This is a genomic window from Myxococcales bacterium, assembly GCA_016699535.1.
Classification (GTDB): Bacteria; Myxococcota_A; Polyangia; order Polyangiales.
This window is the reverse complement of the sequence record CP064980.1, coordinates 3,469,522-3,487,088: the sequence shown is the minus strand read 5'-3', so window position 1 is coordinate 3,487,088 and position 17,567 is coordinate 3,469,522. Positions and strand designations below refer to the sequence as shown.

Here is a 17,567-nt window from a genome sequence, read left to right as displayed (position 1 = left end):
GCTGCTGCTTCGTAAGACACAATAAATTCGCGATCGAGTTTGCGAAGCGCTAAGGCCATGAGTGATTAATTCAGCTCACTTGTGTTTTTTTTGAAAAAAGCAAAAAGCAGATATACGCTTGCAGCGCAACATCATATCGTTGCGTAGGGAGAAAAAGCATGTCCAGTTTATATCGTTTTTTTCTAGTTGCAATCCTCAGCGCTGCAGCGCTTCACTGCTCGGACGATAGTTCCAGCTCAAATAACGATGCTGGCATGGATAGCGCGGTAAGCGATAGCGATGTGACCGGTGATGGCTCTGTACTCAGCGATTCCGGAAACGCAGCTGATTTTTGTGGTGACACCAGCAGCATCGAAGCCTTCTTTACTTCAAACGACGGTGTGATCGCGATGGTTTACGATGATGGTAATGGAAGCCTCGGAACACACTACGAGACTTCGCAAAGTAGCTACGGTATGGACATTATGGCGAGCACTGTGTTGGGCAATGGCATCAATATTGTTGATGGTGCAAGTCAAAATCCGCTCTATGCGTACAATGCGTCGACCGATACCTTTGAAGATTCAGTTAACGAGGTCAACGTGAATTTTAACGACTACCAAAACCAGCTTAACTATAAGGGTTTGGTTCAGTGCGACCGCAGTACTCAGACCTGGACTCTGCTGATTGGTGTTCAGAACGACGCGATGAATTGGGCTCGACTGGTTTCACAATGATGTTATCGACTGCAGTTGGGGCTATCTGAGCTACATTGAGTACTCAAATATCGTTTAGAGCCAAAAAGGTATCTTGATGATATAATTGCGCTGCTTGAGGCAACGAGTGCTTTGCTTGTTGCAGTAAAGGCAAGGGAGATGCTTATGGCTAGCTATACTCTGCAGCGTGAAGTGCCTTATGGTTTTGATGAGACACGGACGAAAGTGGTTGAGGCGTTAAAAGTCGAGGGCTTTGGAGTGCTCACTGAAATTGACGTTAAAGATACGCTAAAGAAAAAGATCGACGTGGAGTTTCGGCCCTATACGATATTAGGTGCATGCAACCCCAAGCTTGCGCACAAGGCACTGGGTAGTGAGGAAGAGATTGGAGTGCTTTTGCCCTGCAATGTTTGCCTCAGCCAAATTGATTCCAAAACAACGCGTATCCTTGCCATGGATCCAGTGGCTGCGATGGGCTCTTTTTCATCAAACACTTCGATTCAGGAAGTTGCCAGCGAAGTGAAAGAGCGCCTTGAGCGTGTGCTTGAGAGCATCTAGCGCTCTGATACAAAAGTCTTGAGCCATCTTGCTTCGAGCAAGTCTTCTCACAACAGTGCAATACACTTGGGTTAGGGTTCAAAGTCGACGAGTCGACCTTGGTAGTCGAAATAGCCAAAGCCGTGAGTGGTGGCGGTGCCCGGCGCTGCGTTGGTGTAAGTCGATCCCACTTGTCGCAACGGAATTTTGTATAAGTTGTCTCCAGTGCGCGTGATGGAATAGTAGTACACTGTCATCGTCATGCTGGCGTTATAGATTTGCTCGAGTAGCATGGTTGAGCAGTTTCCATTGGTCATGCAGGGATCGTAGGCAACGGTGGCGGGCACGAAGTATTCTGGACTTGAGATAAGGTCGACCGTGGTGAGAGCCGGAAGAAAGTTAAGTTCTTTGGTCGCGCCACTTTGATCGGCATCTTGCCATTGCAGATTGGGCGCCATTGCCATCGAAATCGTATGGTCGACCGATAGCGCCGGATTGCTGGAGCTGCCAAAACGGTAGGTCCCTGTACTTGGCCTAGCGACGTTCGAAATATCGCTGTAGGGATCAATCGGGGTGGGCGGGAAATGAGGCAACATTACGTCTGTGCCGGCTGGCATTGTGAACTGAAACTTATTATGTCGATCGGGATAGGTTGCTTGCAGTTGGCTTCGCAATGCTTCCACGTTCCCTGCATTGCCTCCCCCAATGTAGGATTTAAAACAAAGTCTTGCTTAGCCAAAAACTAACTGCAATCTTGTTATTCGACGTAAGCGTAAACTCTGCAATCAACTCAGAATACTGACTGCTCATCACAAAGGAGCAGCCACGATGGGCAGGTAAGCTTAAGGCGCCTGTCTCAGTAAAAAGGTTTGTCGTAACATCGATAACTGGGTAGCGGCTGAAGGAAGTTGCGCCGTCTGTCGGCTGCAGTAATCCAGCTGGATGATAGTGGTATGAAATAACTTTGTCGGTCACTTCAGTTGTGCCGTCGTACAAACGTAGTTCCGATGCGGGAAGCACCGTGGGCCACTGATCGAGTGCAGCTTGCTGACCTAATGCGGAGACTTCCGAGTATTGTCCGCTTGCATCGGAACGTAAGTTTAGGCGTACGCGCATCGTCACGGTGCTCCCATCCCTCGCGCCGGATACGTAGCGTCCCAGACCGGGAAAGCCAGAAACAATGGCGTTAACAAGATGTGCTTCGGGTACGTTTCCAACTAGATCATGCAGATGAATGCCGTGTGGCTCCATCCACGCTGGCAGATCTGCGGCGGGTATGATCGGCTCATCGATGCCGATCGTACTACCGTCTCCCCCATCACCCGTGGCTGCATCGGATAAAGTAGAAGCATCATCGATGACGTCCTTCTTCTTTCCGATGGAACCCGAGTCGCATGTGCACAGACTCAGTGCTGCGAGCAGCCAGCAAAGGCAAAGCGGGCCGCCGGGCGAAGGGCTGGAACAAAATGGGTACAAGATCTTCATGCCGCAAAGTATAGGGCTTTGTCCGACGAACGCAATTTCGATTGCGCTCAAAGCTGTGCTGAATTGCCCAGCGATATCAAGAACTGCGGCGCCTTAACTTTCTTCGTTTCTGCTCTTATTGATCGCGTGGGAGAGTTGAGGGTTTCGGAGCTTAATGGGCTTGCTTTTGCTGCGAACGCGAAGATTAATCAGTTCAACAAAAACTGAGAAAGCCATGGCAAAGTAGATGTACGCTTTGGGAAAGTGATGACCTAAACCGTCAGCGATCAGGGTAGCCCCGATTAAAAGCAGAAAACTCAGCGCTAGCACCTTAACCGTAGGATGCGCATCAATGAAGCGTGATATCGCTCCAGAGGAAAGCATCATCGCGCCGACGGAAAGAACGACAGCGATAATCATGATCTCGATGTGCTGAGCCATGCCTACGGCCGTGATCACGGAATCAAGCGAAAACACAAGGTCGACCAGTAAAATCTGAAAAACCACGGCTCGAAACGAAGCTGCCGTTTTACCTTGGGGATCATGTTCATCTTCCCCTTCGAGCTTGCCGTGTATTTCATGGGTGCTTTTGCCCAAGAGAAAAAGACCACCCAGGATCAATATACTGTCACGTCCTGAAATTTCGTTTCCAAACAAAGTAAGCCATGGCTTGGTAAGGCCCATGATCCAGGTCAGCGAAAGCAGCAGTGCAATGCGGCCAAACATGGCCATGAACAGTCCCAGCAGTCGAGCCTTGGGCTGCTCGTTCACAGAGAGCTTAGAAGTTAAGATAGAGATGAAAACAATGTTGTCGATGCCGAGCACGAGCTCAAGCAAGGTGAGCGTCAATAGAGCAACTAGTGCCTCTGAGCTAGTGATCCAAGAAAAGTCCATCTTAGCCTTGTCCTCCCGCGCCGTTCATAGCGGAATACCATACGCTTGTCGCCCCTGCTGCGGTTGATTCCTCGAGGCTGAGCGTTCCATGTTTTCATGCCAGATCTAGGGTCCTGATCGAATTCGAAGCCAAACTTTCGCTGCAAGCTTCTCTGAGATAGGAACATCGAAAACTGAAAGCATCAGCGTCCGAAGGTGTTCGGCGCTTTCAATCGCGCTTTTTGTTTTCACCCGAAGCTGTGAATCAAGAACGAGAAACTCCTGCCCTTGGAGCGTACTTAACATATCCCCGTTTGGCCGTGCGACCATAAACATTGAACGAAAAGGTGAACGCTCCCAAGTTGAAACAAAGTGATTCGCCACTTCAATATCAATTGGGAGAATAGCTCTACTCGAGATAATATAGAGTCCCAACCATTCGTTTTCGATCTTGCGTTGCAGGTGAAAGTCTCCGGTATTGTCTTTGAATAGACGGAAACGTGCGCCTCTCTGGACAATGGTGTCACTTTCTTCGAGCAACACTGGTTCGATTAGTCCGGGGCCACCAAAGCCAGCATCCACTAGCCATTCTTTGCCCTCACTCTCGACTAAAAGAACCATGTGCGTGAAGGGACCGGGTTCACTTCGTTTATAGGTAACTCGCGCAAGTGCTCGGCTCAGTTGAAAGCCTGCTGTTTGTAGCGCCAGGGCGAGTAGTCCATTGAGTTCAAAACAATAACCGCCACGACCCTGGTGAAGTATCTTTGTGATGATTGCGGACTGATCCAAACGGATAGCTTCACCAGCTAAGACGTCGAGGTTTTCAAAGGTGATAGAGCAAGCTTGAGCAGATACAATGCTTTTTAGTCCTGCGGAGGTCGCCGTGGGAAGGGCGGACAAGCCGATACGTTTGAGATAGGCGTCGATTGAGAAAGAGTCAGTGTTCATGGCGCGGCTTTCCGCTCAAGGCTTTCTAATTTGTACAAGAGACAATGCACGAGCGGGTTTATCGTACCCCGACGGTTTTTGGCAATAGCGAGGCGAGTGCTGCATTGTGTGCTACCCGCTCTTTTAGTGTTGCTTCAATGAGTTCTATGCCTTGTTTTTTCTTGTGCTATACTTTCAAAGCGGTTTTCCTTTGGACCAACGTGATTGATTGATGAATTTTGATCCCGCAGTAATGTTTGTTGCTTTTTTGGTGAGCGGAGCAGGTTTTGTTTCGTTTTCGTACGGAAAGAGGCAAAGGCGTTTTCCGCAAATTGCCGTGGGATTGATCTTGATGGTTTATCCTTATTTTGTTTCCAATGTTGCCTGGTCGCTGCTCATCGCAGCGGCTCTCCTAGCGCTACTGTGGCTAGCTGTACGAGTTGGCTTGTAGCAGAGCAGCTGCCTCGAAGAAGTCGAAATCATCTTGAGCACAGCCCCCCTTTCCTCCAGGGGTGAGTTTGTGTCATGGTAGCAAGCGCTATGTCCTGTACGGTAACACGCGGAGTTTGTATCAAGGTCGAGTCTTCTTATGTTAAAGAAGAATCCGAGCCGCATCTCAATAATTACTTTTTTTCTTATAAGGTAAAAATTGAAAACGAAGGCAGTGAAGTCGTTCAGTTGGTCTCGAGGCGTTGGCTTATTACAGATGCATCCGGGCGCACAGAAGAAGTCGAAGGCCCAGGTGTAGTGGGAAAAACACCACGCCTCAACCCTGGGGAGACCTTCGAGTACACAAGCTTTTGTCCCCTGCCGACGCCTGTAGGCACGATGCAGGGCGGTTACATCATGCGTACCGACAGGGCGAGCAGTTCACGGCCAAGATTGATCCTTTCACTCTTGCGATGCCGTATGCGTTAAATTGATGATTACGGGGATGTGATAACAATGTTTTATAGAATACCAATACTCCTTTTTGTTCTTACAGGTTGTGCGGGGCACACAGTGGTGGTGCACGATGCTTCGCAGGGTGAAGCTTACGGGCTTAGCGTGAATGGCTCAGCGCGTTTGACCGGAAAACCCGACGTTGCACGTGCAACCATTGGCGTGCAGGTGAGGGCAACAAGTGTTGATGATGCTGAAAGGCTTGCAAAGAAACAAATGACAAGCATTGTTAATGCAATCAAAGCCAAAGGAGTCGCCGATCGTGATTTGCAAACCAGCAACTATTCCATCAACTTTGTGCAAGACTCCCCCCCAAGACCCGAGCCAGGCAAAGAGACATCCAGCAAAGCTGAATTGCCGACGGGTCACTATGTTGTAAATAATCAACTGGATGTTTCGGTGCGCAAACTGGATACCTTGGGTGATGTTCTAGCTGCAGCCACCAAGGCAGGCGCCAATAATATCTGGGGTATTCGTTTTGAGCTCGAGGATTCAGCTGCGCTTGAAGCCAAAGCCCGGGCAAAAGCTGTTCAGGACGCCAAAGAGAAAGCTAAGGCACTTGCTGAGCTAAGTGGCGCAACACTGGGACCTTTGTTGGCCGTTTCCGAGAGCGAAGCGGATCGCATTTATCCACGTGCGGCCTATCAAAGTATGAAAGCGGAAGTCATGGAAGATTCCGCAGTGCCCATTGAGCAAGGCGAAATTGTCGTACAGCATCAAGTACAGCTTCGTTACGCTATTCAAGAATAACAGGCTTTGAATCGATTGAAAGCAGCTGTCTTTTTCTGCGACGGGTTTCATAGATATAGAATGCAATAGCTAAAACGACTCCAATGACGCCGAGCCAAAGGCCCTTCCAAAACAATCGAGGGGAGTAGCGTAGGGTAAGCCGATGTTTTCCTGGGGAAAGTTTGAGTGCTAGCAGTTTATCAAATGCAAATGCGTCGCCTATGGAGCTTTGCCATCCAGGATCCCAATTTGGTTGAATACCAGCAGCGCTGGCGTATCAAGTCGTAGATCAACCTGCCATTGATGGCTTGTCTGTGTGTAGCTCGAAATGCTGCCCTGGCCCTGTTTGATGCGGACTTGTGCTACATTCCCAGACCAAAGTTCATTCGACACATTCCATTGCATACCCCAGGGGTAGCAACCAGCTGTACCGAGATTGCGAGCGGGAAGCGAGGCATAGATTGGATAATACCTGCCCCAGTCAGGAGCGCTAATAAGATGAAAGTGTTTCGAGGCGGTCTCCTCGATCGCGGGGCTTAACCAAAAATCGGTATGCCGAAGATTGTTAATGTACACCTCGCCGGCTATGCCCAATGCTGCGATGGTGCTAAATGCAAACACCGCCCTTTGGGCTGTCTTTGATTGGGCCCTCTTTTTCAACCATGAGACCACTCCGTCAAAAGCAAATCCGCTAAGCACGATAAGATACAAGCCGACTATTACCGAAAAGCGTGAAGGGACCCGAAGCGAGGAAAAAATCGGGAGTTGATGAAGCATGTGCCACGGAGAAAAATTTCCGTGTTCGCCAAACATGAGAGAAACAAACAAACACAAGGCTATTAAGATGGGCCAGCGTCTGGCGCGCCACGCAAAGAAAATGCCCACGATAGCTAAAAGCAAAGCGGGCCATCCAATGTAGTGGGTATACTCGTGCCAATTGTGGGCATAGGGTGGATGACCTGGCGGCATGTCCCGTCGCACGAACATGCCTAAGGCTCCTTTGAGGTCGATAGCATCACTGCTTTCGATAGCGCGGGGATGGCGCCTTAGCGTATCCAAGATAGGTAGAATGCGAAGCGCTGAAAAAAGTGCGGTGAAAACCGCGCTTAAACTCCCAGATAAAACGATGCTCTGCCAGCTTGATTTTTTGTCGAGCAGTCTAGCTCCAGCGTCAATGGCCAGCATGAGTAGGAAATAGGGAAAGGGGTAAGTTCCCCCTTCAAACACGGTGATGGCCAAGATAAGCGCAACAGCAAGAGCGTAACGCAAATCGTCGAGGGACTTTTGCCAACATAGAAGCAGCAGGGGGGCAAAACAAAAAGGTACAAAAGTAGCGTGTCCAACACCGAACTGTAATGCAAAAAAACCAGAACAGCTCCACAGTACAGCCCATAGAGCACTAAGTTTCGACATGTTGAAGCTACAAACACAAAGCAAGAAAAACGAAAGCAATGCTATCCAGGTATGTCCTACCAAAAGCAGCTTGCTTGCTAGTGTGGGTCCGGTAAGAAATGACAGCCAAAAAAAAGGTGATAAGTGCTGTGTTTCTGGGTTACCAATCGAGCTTATCCCGCCGCAATGAAAAGGATCCCAGAAAGGAAACTGATGGTCACGATGTATGGATGCAAAACCAGCTTCCCAATTGTGGTGAACCATACGCCAATCGCCAACGCCTGTTGATTCGGGCGATTTAAGCGCATGCAACCAAAAACAAGCCGCGAGAAAACCAAAAAAGATGGTGATAGAAAAAGCTCGCGTTGTTGGCGTTGACTTCAATGCGTTGTATTTCAGCTTCAAGCGTTGAGTTTGCTTCGCACGAGATTGCTAAGAATTTTTCCGTCAACGGTAGGCCCCAGTTCGCTTTTACAGATTTGCATGACTTTGCCCATATCTTTCATGCCGCTAGCACCGCTTTGCTCAATAGCCGCGAGCACTGCTTTTTCGATGGCAGCTTCGTCTGGGGCCTCAGGCAAGTAGCTTTCGAGAATTTCCTTTTCGAGGCTTTCTTTTTCAACCAGGTCGTTTCTGCCGCCCTCTTTGAACTGTGCGATTGAATCCACGCGCTGTTTGACCAGCGATTTAAGAACAGCCATGGTGGTAGCTTCGTCCAAGCTTTTTGATGTTTCCATTTCTTTACTGCGAATGGCGCTTAGCGCTCCTCGAATGGTTTCTACGCGAAGCATGTCCTTGCTTCGCATTGCTTCTTTAAGGTCGCTGCTGAGTTGAGTAAGAATGTCCATGGCACAGAGCCTTTCAAAAGGTAGGTAAAAGTCAACGGGTTGGTTTTGTTTTTTCTCTTTTAGCAAAAAGATTGCTGGGAAGGACTATTTCGAGCTCGGGAGCTTGGAAGGCAGAGACTGTTGTCAGGGCACTCAAAGAGACATGCATCTCTAGGACACCTTGGCCGACGGTGCGCTTAACGGGAATATCGAGTTTGCACTGGAATGGGTCTTTGTCTTTGTAGTGTTTCGAGTCTAGCGTACAGCTATCTAAATTTGTATCACGTAATCCTTCCTTTAGATGCCATGTTATCGAATCGATCGTTTTATCTTGTGGAACAGTCCAAGAGCTAAGCAGCCGTGCTCCTTTTGGATAGAATCGAGCCGGTAGCTCAAAACTTATCTCGGTTTGACAGTGGTTAGCTTGCCATAGAGGAGGGTTTTCCTTGGTCTGCGTCATACAGGTTGCCAAAGAGTTCCACTGCTTCTGATCGATGTGAAGCTTTACCGTGTTTTGATTGGCTTTTGCGACAATCGAGGTTTCAAAAAACATACGGTCGTGAGCCGGAGGAGGGGAGCTTTGTAAATGCGTTGTGAAGCGTGCCTTGTGAATCCGTAGTTTTATATCGTGGCCTCTGACTCGAAACACATTCAAGTCCACCGAGAAGCGTTCGACCGGTTCTTTAAACCATTTGCGATAAGTCAACCTAAAACGGTCACCGTCCTTTAGTAGAGCGGTCCCAAACCGTTCTCGAACCCGCCTCCTAACAAAATCGTAGCGCAAATTTGCAATAGCTTGCTTGCCTACCAACTCTGCGTCAATCACAACTTCCGCAGATGCCCCCGCAGGTATTTGGAAATACTGTTGCCCCAAAAGTGTATGAAAGAAAAAATCATCGGGAATACTCAGCGTTTGTTTCCCTTGCAATAGCGATATCGATTCAATGGTTTTCTTGGGTTTTTGCCACAATGTGCTGCGGTGGGACACGTAAACTAAATCAGGATTTTCCGGACTGGTTTCCTTCAGAGCGTTGGTAGGTACTTTGAAAAGGTGTGAAGGGCTGCTTTTGTAGTTGGTGCATTGGGTCCCAAACTCATTGCAAATAGAAAGCACGTTTTTTTTGATGGCGTAAGCGCGACGGAAATATGTGTTTGCAAAAAACAAAGGACGGCCTTTCGAATAGTTTCGAAAGATGCTTCGCCCACTAAAATGCAGAGCTTTGTATGGATATTCCAACCAATCAAGGGTGCTTAAGGCAAGGTCACTTTGCAAAAAAGGAATGTTTGTTCGCTGTTTTGGTACACCCGGTCCGATGATGCCCAAAATGCCCCAATTGTGAGTGAGGCGTTTGCTTTCTGCGTTGTTGTAGCGACTAACCCCTGCAGATTCATCACTCGTAATGAAAACCGTGGTGTCCCGAAGTACACCTTGCTTTTGAAGTTTTCGAAGAAAGGCATCGACGCTGCTGTCGAGGTAAGCAAAGGCAATTTATTGTAGGGATGGTGCGTGCCGGAATTGAGAAGCGTTACGAAAAAGGGTTGCTCTTTTTCGTGATAGTGGATGATGTCATCCGAAGCTTGCTCTAAAAAAGCTCGGTCGTCTGGTCCCCAACTGTTTCGTGAATAGGCATGATTGAAATGCTCGTAGCCGTGCAGTTCTAAAAAGCCCGCAGCCCTCATGAAATGATCTTTCATCATAAAGCCCAATGGGGCTGACTGCATGTACACCGTATGCATACCGAGTTCGGCTAAAATTTTGGGTAAGCAAGTGCGTCGTCGTTCAGCGGCGTATTCGCTCATCTTGGGCGTGTCGGAGCGAAGTTTGGGATAGTCTCCGCAGAGAAGCGCGTAGCTGCCTCTGTTCGTCTGGCGTTGCTGATCAATGAATTGATCAAAGGATAAGCCTTTTTTAAACCAGGCGTCGAGTCGGGGCATATGTGCATCGGCACGCATATCCTGGGCTTTGGCAAAGGAAGGCAAATAGGCGCCAGAGACACTTTCAAGAACTAGCCAGATTACATTCTGTCCGCGTCCGTGAGGCGTTATCCGGAGGCCTTGTCCTAGATCGGCCACAAGTATTTGTTCTAAACGCTCAGTTCGCTTGTGATAGTGAAGTGCGTCGGTATCCGCTTGGTGCTTTAGTCGAAGGCTGGTCCATGTGGAGTCGAGGCTGGCCAGTAAAAAATTGCGTTGACGCCAAGGCATGATTTCAAGGGAAGCTGCTTGCGCCAGCCAATAGCTGGTAGATGCAATCAACAGCACGGTGAAGCCCGCAAAAGTCCATCTGCCCCAAGGCTTTTTGAGACTCCACCAAACAGTCGGTAAGGCCACAAGGCATGTTATCAGCCAAGGAAGGAGCAGCGATGAGCCAGAAACAGAACCCATAAAAAAGGTAGGATCGAATAGGTAGTGGGCGTAGCGAATTTCGACGACGGTATCAAAGAGCTTGGCGTGCTCGTAGTTGATGAAGCATAGGGTTATCCATAATAGCGGCAAGGGAAGCGCTAGCCATCGGATTCGCCGACCAAGCAACGCCGAAAGCAGAGCAATTATGCAGCATAGGACCAAGTCGGCGCACAGGCCCCGGCTATCGTAGCGCGTCCAGTCGGTCTCGAGTGCCGAGACCAGCAAGAGCCGCGAAACAACCGCGGGCGCCGCGAGTACTAAGAAAAAAGTAAACTGCCTTAGGTAAGTACGCATACCAAGAATGCCTGCCAGGTAGCATTCTTTGGTAATTTCGGGAAGTATTGCTATGGGAGATAGTTTTCATGCCTTCACGTTCGGAAATGTGGCAACGCGTACAGAGCTCATACGATGTTGTGGTTGTTGGAGGGGGGATCTGCGGTTGCGGGATCGTTCGCGATCTGGCTGAACGTGGTATCAGCGCTGTCTTGCTCGAGCAGTATGACTTGGCGTATGGAACCAGTTCCAGATCATCGAAACTCGTTCATGGTGGATTTCGCTACCTCAAGCAACTGCGTTTTGGCCTTGTGTTTGAGTCAGTTAGCGAACGGCGTATCTTACTGAAGATTGCACCGCATTTGGTCAAGCCTTTGGCTTTTCTCTTCCCAATATACAAGTCGTCGCCTCTTTCGTTGTGGATGCTACGTCTTGGCTTGTGGCTCTATGATTTTTTGTCACTTTTTCGATCGCCCAAGCTGCACAAGATGATCCCGAAGTCCAAACTGAGCAAGGTTGAGCCTGCACTAAGACGTGACAATCTTGTGGGCGTCCCGATGTACTACGATTGTTCGACGGATGATGCTCGATTGACGCTCGAAAACGCCATCGACGCAGCGCAGGATGGAGCGACCATTTTAACCTGGACCAAAGCCGAGCGTTTCAGTTGGGATGAGAAGAAAAACAGTTTACGGTGATTGCGAAAGACACGCTGTCGAATACCGAAAAGCCCCTGCAATGCAGTGCGGTCATCAATGCTACGGGGCCTTGGACTGACCTTACGCGCGGAAAAAACCCGAGAGCTCCCAAAGATGAGATGCTTCACTGTACCAAGGGCATTCACGTCGTTTTGCCTCAAGAGAAGTTTCCCTTGAAACACGCCGTGGCACTTTTTCATCCACGGGATAAACGAGTGATGTTTGCCATTCCCTGGGGAGATGAGGCTTATCTCGGAACCACGGATACCTTCTACGAAGGAATGCCTGAACACGTTAACGCCAGCAGAGAGGACGTGGATTATTTGATTGAAGCTGCAAAGGATTTTTTCCCGGGGGCCCAAGCAAGTCGTGACGATGTAATCGCAACCTGGTCGGGACTGCGACCATTGCTGCGACCGCAACATAGCAAAGGCAAGTTAATGCCGTCTCAGATGAGTAGAGAGCATGAGCTGCGTATGGAGTCGCCTGGCTTCTTTTCGATTGCGGGAGGCAAGCTCACCACCTATCGGAAAATGGCCAAAGAAGTTGCCAACGAGGTTGTGAGTTGGTTGCACAAAGAAGAACTTTTGCGGAGTCATCCAACCGTTACGCAGACGAAGCACAAACCACTTCCAGGTGCTGTAGGGTGGCCTAAGCAAGGGCAGGGCGGCATCGAGAGTGATTTGCTTGAGCAATACGGTGATTTTCTGTCGTCAAAGACGGCATCATTGCTAGCCCAAAGCTACGGGGTACGCTCTTTGAGTCTTATGCAACATGCCGTCGATCAGCCTGGATTGTTAAAAGCAATCGTCACCGGGCGAGCTGAAATCATGGCTCAGGTGCTCTGGGCTGTTAAAGAGGAATTTGCCGTTCGTCTTGAAGATGTTTTAGTGCGCCGAACGCAATTGTATTTTAGGGAATCCAGCCAAGGGCTCGATGCTGTGGAGGCCGTAGCCACATGCATGGCGGAGCTCCTACACTGGAGTGATGAGCAAAAGGCTTCGGAAATCACACACTACCGGCAATTGGTTTCAGACAATCGACATTGGGTCTGAGCGCCAGCAACCTGCGCCAGTGCCACCGTCTGTATTTACTATGAAGAAAAATCCGGTGATTTATGCTTCGTTTGTATCGATGCACAAAGTGACAGGGCCATCCCCAATGCTGTGAACTTGCATCATGGCACCAAAACGTCCTTGTTCAACACAGACGCCTTCATTGCCAAGGGCGTTCAAAAAATGCAAATAAAGTTTTTCAGCATGGATAGGGTCAGCAGCGAGATGAAAAGAGGGGCGTCGTCCTCGGCTCAGATCTGCAAATAATGTAAACTGTGAAACAACCAGTGCTGCTGACGGACGGTTGAGATGCTGCAAATCGAGCAAGCTGTGGGTCATTTTGTCTTTATCATCAACAAAGACTCGTAGTTGGCTGATCTTCTTGGCAAGAGCTTCTGCGTCCTCGGTTCGGTCAGTTTTTCCGATCCCAAGATAGATTAACAGTCCAGCACCGATGGAACCGGTGGTTTTCTCTCCGACCCTGACCATCGCACTTTGCACACGTTGTACGACTCCCCGCATTTCCCTAAAGAATACCACCATTACAATGGCATGTGTACATTAAGTCCTTGCCCCGGCGAAAGGGCGTGACTAAGTTGGCTAAGTTCAATAGTTTTGTGCAAAGATAGGCTTAGTTCTTGAAACAAGGTGAGTAATGTCTGACGACGAAAAGAAGACAGTAGAAGAAGAGATTGAGCTGCCCCCGGCTGATGAGGATATCGAGGTTCCTTCGGAACTTGCGGTTCTTCCCATTCGCAACGCGGTTTTGTTCCCCGGAGCGGTTGCTCCGTTTGATGTGGGGCGCGAAAAGTCCGTTGCTTTGGTAGAAGATCTAGAAAATCAGTCGCAAACTCTCATCGGGATTTTCTCTCAGCGCGATCCGGCTACTGATGATCCAGGCCAAGATGATTTGTACACTGTGGGTGTTGTTGCTCGGGTGCTCAAAGCTTTAAAGCATTCTTCTGGAAACTACAGTTTAATTTTACAAGGTGTTGGGCGCATCCGTTTAGAGCAAGTTACTTCGAGCTCGCCTTATCTCAAGGCGCGCGTCTCGAAGATCGCCGAAATCAAGCAAGAGGACGTGGAGGCAGAAGCTCTTTCCATGTCGCTTCGAGATATTGCAAAGCAAGTCATCCAGCTGATGCCTGAACTTCCGCGTGAAGCAAGCTCTCTGGTGGATTCGATACAAGAGCCTGGGCAACTCTCAGATTTGGTAGCTGCCAATCTTGATGCTCCGGTCGATGAAAAAAATGTACTGCTCGAGACGATTGATCCGAAAGAACGAATTCGTAAAGTCCTTCGATTGCTCACTCGGCAACTCGAAATACTCAAAATGCGTGATCGCATTAACTCCCAAATAAAAGAGGAAATGGGGAAAAACCAAAGGGAGTACGTTCTACGCCAACAACTCAAAGCTATTAAAGAAGAGCTTGGTGAGGAAGATGGCGATCAAAGTGATTTGGACATGCTCGAGGAGCGAATTGTCAAAACCCATCTGCCAAAAGAGGCAGACAGCGTAACGCGCAAACAACTTAAGCGTCTGCGTTCGATGCAAGTTGGCTCTGCGGAATACACGGTGGTTCGCACCTATATTGATTGGATTTTGGATGTGCCGTGGAAGCATGCCACGACGGACAAAATGGATATTCCGTCGGTGCGTAAAGTGCTTGACGAAGATCATTCCGGGCTTGAGAAAGTTAAAAAGCGCATCGTAGAGTATCTGGCTGTTCGAAAGATTAAAAAAGACAAGAAGGGGCCTATCCTCTGTCTAATTGGACCTCCCGGTGTGGGTAAGACCTCGCTCGGACGATCGGTTGCCCGCGCGTTGGGACGCAAGTTCGTCCGTATGTCTTTGGGCGGAGTGCACGATGAAGCTGCGATACGTGGCCATCGCCGTACGTATGTTGGAGCGCTGCCAGGGCAAGTGATTCAAAGCATGAAAAAGGCGAGCACGATTAATCCCGTGTTCATGCTGGATGAAATCGACAAGATTGGTCATGACTTTCGCGGCGATCCTGCGGCGGCCCTGCTTGAGGTGCTTGATCCGGAACAGAACGATACCTTCTCGGATCACTATCTAGAAATCCCCTACGACTTATCGAAGGTAATGTTTATTGCTACGGCAAACGTTGGTGACACCATTCCTCCAGCGCTTCGTGACCGCATGGAGATCCTGGAAATACCGGGTTACACACGCAAAGAAAAACTCGACATTGCGCGTCAGCACTTGGTGCCAAAGCAACTCGAGGAGCACGGAATTACCGAAAAGATCTTGTCAGTTAAAGATGGGGCTCTCGAGGCAGTGATCGACTACTACACGCGAGAGGCGGGAGTACGAAATCTCGAAAGGCAGATTGCTTCGGTTATTCGAGGTATTGCAGTGAAAGTTGCCGAGGGTGACTTCGGCCCATTTGCTGTCGAGCAAGCAGACGATGTGCGTCCTTTCCTTGGACCACCACGCTTTACTTCCGAGGTCGCCGAGCGCACCGAAGAAGCCGGAGTTGCTACTGGTTTGGCTTGGACTTCCGTGGGTGGAGAGATTTTGTTCATCGAAGCGACGCGAATGCAAGGCACAGGCAAACTTCAGTTGACCGGACAGCTTGGCGAGGTCATGAAAGAGTCTGCTCAAGCTGCGCTTAGTTTTGTACGTGCTCGTGCCAAGCAGCTCCATATTCCAGAAGACTTTTTGGAAAAAAGCGACATCCATATTCATATCCCAGCAGGCGCCATGCCCAAAGATGGTCCAAGCGCTGGTGTGACGATGATGACAGCACTCGTCTCGCTGCTCACTGGCATTCGTATTCGTCACGATGTGGCCATGACTGGAGAGATTACGCTGCGAGGCCGAGTGTTGCCCGTCGGCGGAATTAAAGAAAAAGTCCTTGCTGCCCACCGCGCCGGCATCAAGCGAGTTATCATGCCGGAGCGATGCTCTGCAGATATTGAGGAAGTTCCGCAGGAAATTCGTGACACGCTTGAATTTGTTTACGTCACCAAAATGGATGAAGTTCTTGCCAATGCCCTAGAGCACCCAGAAAAGCTGGAACTTAACGCAAACAGTGGCGAAAAAGATAAGAAAAGCGCTGAAAATGAAGGAATGACTGCTTCGGCAACCTAGGGGGTATCCTCGAGCGGCTCGAATCTCGCGATTTTTCCCTCGGTCCGGAATGTCCGGACACGCCCTAATCTTTAGGCTTCTTACTAACCAAAGTTGTAGTAGCGACATAGCGTGGCTTTAGGTATCGTCTCGTCATGGTTGATAGAGGCACTATAGCGGTCCTGGGTGCAGGTTCCTGGGGAACAGCGCTTGCACGGATGCTGGCTGAAAGTGAGAAGGATGTTCGGCTATGGTCTCGACGCGTTGATCATGCCTTGCAGATGCTGACGAGTCGTGAAAACGCGACCTATCTGCCGGGTTTTGCTCTGCCCGATAATGTGCGGGTTACAGCCGATCTTGAGGAAGCTCTTCAGTCCGCTGATTTTGTGGTTTCGGCCGTGCCTACTCAAGGGTTGCGGCATCTTATCACTGACGCCAAAGCATTTTTGCCCAGTTCTGCGCCCATCGTCATCGCTCCCAAGGGCATTGAAAACGAAAGCCTAATGGTGGGATGTGACGCTATTAAAAGCATGTTGTCAGCATCCATGGCGCCGCTTATTTGTGCCATCTCGGGCCCAAGCTTTGCCAAAGAGGTCGCACAGGGCTTGCCGACTGCGGTGGTAGTGGCTTCTGAAGCAGAGAAGGTTGGGCTGGACGTCCAAGCACGGTTTGCCCGTGATTGGTTTCGCGTCTACACAACCGATGATGTGATTGGCGTGGAGATAGCTGGCGCTCTGAAAAACGTGATTGCGATTGCTATTGGCGTCGCCGATGGTCTCATGTTGGGTCATAACACGCGTGCGGGTATGATTACCCGTGGTCTCGCAGAAATCTCCAGGCTCGGCGTCAAGCTTGGCGCCCACCCGCTTACTTTCGCGGGTTTGGCTGGTATGGGTGATTTGCTATTGACGTGTACCGGGGATCTTTCAAGGAATCGCCGTTTGGGCCTAGCGTTAGGTCAAGGACGTTCGCTTGCTGATACGCTGCATGAACTGAAAATGGTTGCGGAAGGCTTTCCCACAGCAAAAAGCGCGTATGAGCTTAGTCTTCAGCAGAAAGTTGATATGCCAATAACCGCAGAAGTTTACAAAACCTTGTATGAAGCTAAAACTCCATCGGAAGCTGCGGCGACCTTAATGTCGAGACAACCTCGCCCCGAACGTGACTAAAGCGAGAAATTGAGTGCAGCAATGAACCGTCAAAGACTGTATTGGATTTTTCTTCCGGCCATTGTCGGCGCGGCTTGCATCTTGGGTTACTACACCATTCTCACTGCATCGCAGTTTGAAAAACTGGGTGAGCGTTCGATTGCTCAATCGGTTCTTTTACTTGTTCAAGAAAAAGTCGATCGTATTGAGAAACAGATCATTGATGCGGATAACACGGTTTTTGACGTCGTATCGTTGGAGCATCTTGATACATTGACACAGGACTTTGTTCCTCTTGCGGAGCAGAGCGCGCCCAGTGTTCGCTCAATTATTCTTGACGACACGCTGTCACAAGTAGCCTTCGTGACCCGTGCTGGCAAAAAAAGCATCGCACCGAGTTTTTGGAAGTCTTCCACAACACTTTGTTGCCAGAGATTTCGAACAATCTGAAGAACACAAAACAGCTGCAACATCTGCATAAAGACGTAAAAGGAAAATACTATC

Annotated in this window: 18 protein-coding genes and 1 pseudogene; 10 read left to right on the top strand and 9 right to left on the bottom strand. The window is 49.4% G+C overall.

Features of this window, described 5'->3' with window-relative positions; all coding sequences use genetic code 11:
* The first annotated feature begins 158 nt into the window (after positions 1 to 158).
* The gene (locus IPJ88_16410; GenBank protein ID QQR89743.1) at positions 159 to 716 is read left to right on the top strand and encodes a hypothetical protein; all 558 of its coding nucleotides are present in this window, start codon (positions 159 to 161) and stop codon (positions 714 to 716) included.
* Between the two features lie 144 nt (positions 717 to 860).
* Entirely contained in the window at positions 861 to 1,253 is a 393-nt protein-coding gene (locus IPJ88_16405; GenBank protein ID QQR89742.1) for a DUF302 domain-containing protein, read from the top strand.
* 71 nt (positions 1,254 to 1,324) lie between these two features.
* Here IPJ88_16405 and IPJ88_16400 read toward each other — a convergent pair whose 3' ends face one another.
* The 4 genes from IPJ88_16400 to IPJ88_16385 form a co-directional block, all read right to left on the bottom strand.
* Positions 1,325 to 1,915, bottom strand: coding sequence for a hypothetical protein (locus IPJ88_16400; GenBank protein QQR89741.1), 591 nt, complete (start codon positions 1,913 to 1,915; stop codon positions 1,325 to 1,327).
* A 31-nt stretch (positions 1,916 to 1,946) separates the two neighbouring features.
* The gene (locus tag IPJ88_16395) at positions 1,947 to 2,717 is read right to left on the bottom strand and encodes a hypothetical protein (GenBank protein ID QQR89740.1); all 771 of its coding nucleotides are present in this window, start codon (positions 2,715 to 2,717) and stop codon (positions 1,947 to 1,949) included.
* A 93-nt stretch (positions 2,718 to 2,810) separates the two neighbouring features.
* Positions 2,811 to 3,590, bottom strand: coding sequence for a TerC family protein (locus IPJ88_16390; protein ID QQR89739.1), 780 nt, complete (start codon positions 3,588 to 3,590; stop codon positions 2,811 to 2,813).
* Between the two features lie 105 nt (positions 3,591 to 3,695).
* Positions 3,696 to 4,517, bottom strand: coding sequence for an arylamine N-acetyltransferase (locus IPJ88_16385; GenBank protein ID QQR89738.1), 822 nt, complete (start codon positions 4,515 to 4,517; stop codon positions 3,696 to 3,698).
* A gap of 232 nt (positions 4,518 to 4,749) precedes the next feature.
* Between IPJ88_16385 and IPJ88_16380 the strand changes: the two genes are divergently transcribed.
* The 3 genes and pseudogenes from IPJ88_16380 to IPJ88_16370 all read left to right on the top strand — a co-directional run bounded on the left by IPJ88_16380 (position 4,750) and on the right by IPJ88_16370 (position 6,188).
* Positions 4,750 to 4,947 carry a hypothetical protein gene (locus IPJ88_16380; GenBank protein QQR92067.1) on the top strand — a complete coding sequence of 66 codons (198 nt, stop codon included), beginning with the start codon at positions 4,750 to 4,752 and terminating at the stop codon, positions 4,945 to 4,947.
* A gap of 89 nt (positions 4,948 to 5,036) precedes the next feature.
* A pseudogene (apaG, locus tag IPJ88_16375) lies at positions 5,037 to 5,419 on the top strand (Co2+/Mg2+ efflux protein ApaG).
* 22 nt (positions 5,420 to 5,441) lie between these two features.
* Positions 5,442 to 6,188 (top strand): SIMPL domain-containing protein, encoded by a 747-nt coding sequence (locus IPJ88_16370; GenBank protein ID QQR89737.1) that lies wholly within the window; start codon positions 5,442 to 5,444, stop codon positions 6,186 to 6,188.
* A 198-nt stretch (positions 6,189 to 6,386) separates the two neighbouring features.
* Here the strand turns inward: IPJ88_16370 and IPJ88_16365 are convergent, their stop codons facing one another.
* The 4 genes from IPJ88_16365 to IPJ88_16350 all read right to left on the bottom strand — a co-directional run bounded on the left by IPJ88_16365 (position 6,387) and on the right by IPJ88_16350 (position 11,086).
* Positions 6,387 to 7,964 (bottom strand): hypothetical protein, encoded by a 1,578-nt coding sequence (locus IPJ88_16365; GenBank protein QQR89736.1) that lies wholly within the window; start codon positions 7,962 to 7,964, stop codon positions 6,387 to 6,389.
* Entirely contained in the window at positions 7,961 to 8,407 is a 447-nt protein-coding gene (locus IPJ88_16360) for a GatB/YqeY domain-containing protein (GenBank protein ID QQR89735.1), read from the bottom strand. The genes IPJ88_16365 and IPJ88_16360 overlap by 4 nt, the downstream gene beginning before the upstream one ends.
* A gap of 31 nt (positions 8,408 to 8,438) precedes the next feature.
* Positions 8,439 to 9,500 carry a hypothetical protein gene (locus tag IPJ88_16355; GenBank protein ID QQR89734.1) on the bottom strand — a complete coding sequence of 354 codons (1,062 nt, stop codon included), beginning with the start codon at positions 9,498 to 9,500 and terminating at the stop codon, positions 8,439 to 8,441.
* Positions 9,501 to 9,637: 137 nt separating this feature from the next.
* On the bottom strand, positions 9,638 to 11,086 hold the full coding sequence (locus IPJ88_16350; GenBank protein QQR89733.1) for a sulfatase-like hydrolase/transferase: 1,449 nt from the start codon (positions 11,084 to 11,086) through the stop codon (positions 9,638 to 9,640).
* Positions 11,087 to 11,154: 68 nt separating this feature from the next.
* Between IPJ88_16350 and IPJ88_16345 the strand changes: the two genes are divergently transcribed.
* Together IPJ88_16345 and IPJ88_16340 are read left to right on the top strand one after the other, a co-directional pair.
* On the top strand, positions 11,155 to 11,763 hold the full coding sequence (locus IPJ88_16345) for an FAD-dependent oxidoreductase (GenBank protein QQR89732.1): 609 nt from the start codon (positions 11,155 to 11,157) through the stop codon (positions 11,761 to 11,763).
* Positions 11,760 to 12,818, top strand: a complete 1,059-nt coding sequence (locus IPJ88_16340) for an FAD-dependent oxidoreductase (GenBank protein ID QQR89731.1) — start codon at positions 11,760 to 11,762, stop codon at positions 12,816 to 12,818. The genes IPJ88_16345 and IPJ88_16340 overlap by 4 nt, the downstream gene beginning before the upstream one ends.
* A 60-nt stretch (positions 12,819 to 12,878) precedes the next feature.
* Here IPJ88_16340 and IPJ88_16335 read toward each other — a convergent pair whose 3' ends face one another.
* Positions 12,879 to 13,340, bottom strand: coding sequence for a D-tyrosyl-tRNA(Tyr) deacylase (locus tag IPJ88_16335; GenBank protein QQR92066.1), 462 nt, complete (start codon positions 13,338 to 13,340; stop codon positions 12,879 to 12,881).
* Between the two features lie 133 nt (positions 13,341 to 13,473).
* Here IPJ88_16335 and lon point away from each other — a divergent pair, with 133 nt between their 5' ends.
* From lon to IPJ88_16320, 3 genes are all read left to right on the top strand, one after another.
* On the top strand, positions 13,474 to 15,936 hold the full coding sequence (lon, locus tag IPJ88_16330) for an endopeptidase La (protein ID QQR89730.1): 2,463 nt from the start codon (positions 13,474 to 13,476) through the stop codon (positions 15,934 to 15,936).
* 134 nt (positions 15,937 to 16,070) lie between these two features.
* On the top strand, positions 16,071 to 17,084 hold the full coding sequence (locus IPJ88_16325; GenBank protein QQR89729.1) for an NAD(P)-dependent glycerol-3-phosphate dehydrogenase: 1,014 nt from the start codon (positions 16,071 to 16,073) through the stop codon (positions 17,082 to 17,084).
* A 21-nt stretch (positions 17,085 to 17,105) separates the two neighbouring features.
* Entirely contained in the window at positions 17,106 to 17,513 is a 408-nt protein-coding gene (locus IPJ88_16320; protein QQR89728.1) for a hypothetical protein, read from the top strand.
* The last annotated feature ends 54 nt before the right edge of the window (positions 17,514 to 17,567 follow it).

Excerpts from the sequence above, each read along its gene's own strand:
- IPJ88_16410 (QQR89743.1), top strand. The coding sequence starts at position 159 with ATGTCCAGTTTATATCGTTTTTTTCTAGTTGCAATCCTCAGCGCTGCA.
- IPJ88_16405 (QQR89742.1), top strand. The coding sequence starts at position 861 with ATGGCTAGCTATACTCTGCAGCGTGAAGTGCCTTATGGTTTTGATGAG.
- IPJ88_16395 (QQR89740.1), bottom strand. The coding sequence starts at position 2,717 with ATGAAGATCTTGTACCCATTTTGTTCCAGCCCTTCGCCCGGCGGCCCG.
- IPJ88_16390 (QQR89739.1), bottom strand. The coding sequence starts at position 3,590 with ATGGACTTTTCTTGGATCACTAGCTCAGAGGCACTAGTTGCTCTATTG.
- IPJ88_16385 (QQR89738.1), bottom strand. The coding sequence starts at position 4,517 with ATGAACACTGACTCTTTCTCAATCGACGCCTATCTCAAACGTATCGGC.
- IPJ88_16380 (QQR92067.1), top strand. The coding sequence starts at position 4,750 with ATGTTTGTTGCTTTTTTGGTGAGCGGAGCAGGTTTTGTTTCGTTTTCG.
- IPJ88_16370 (QQR89737.1), top strand. The coding sequence starts at position 5,442 with ATGTTTTATAGAATACCAATACTCCTTTTTGTTCTTACAGGTTGTGCG.
- IPJ88_16360 (QQR89735.1), bottom strand. The coding sequence starts at position 8,407 with ATGGACATTCTTACTCAACTCAGCAGCGACCTTAAAGAAGCAATGCGA.
- IPJ88_16350 (QQR89733.1), bottom strand. The coding sequence starts at position 11,086 with ATGCGTACTTACCTAAGGCAGTTTACTTTTTTCTTAGTACTCGCGGCG.
- IPJ88_16345 (QQR89732.1), top strand. The coding sequence starts at position 11,155 with ATGCCTTCACGTTCGGAAATGTGGCAACGCGTACAGAGCTCATACGAT.
- IPJ88_16335 (QQR92066.1), bottom strand. The coding sequence starts at position 13,340 with ATGCGGGGAGTCGTACAACGTGTGCAAAGTGCGATGGTCAGGGTCGGA.
- lon (QQR89730.1), top strand. The coding sequence starts at position 13,474 with ATGTCTGACGACGAAAAGAAGACAGTAGAAGAAGAGATTGAGCTGCCC.
- IPJ88_16325 (QQR89729.1), top strand. The coding sequence starts at position 16,071 with ATGGTTGATAGAGGCACTATAGCGGTCCTGGGTGCAGGTTCCTGGGGA.
- IPJ88_16320 (QQR89728.1), top strand. The coding sequence starts at position 17,106 with ATGAACCGTCAAAGACTGTATTGGATTTTTCTTCCGGCCATTGTCGGC.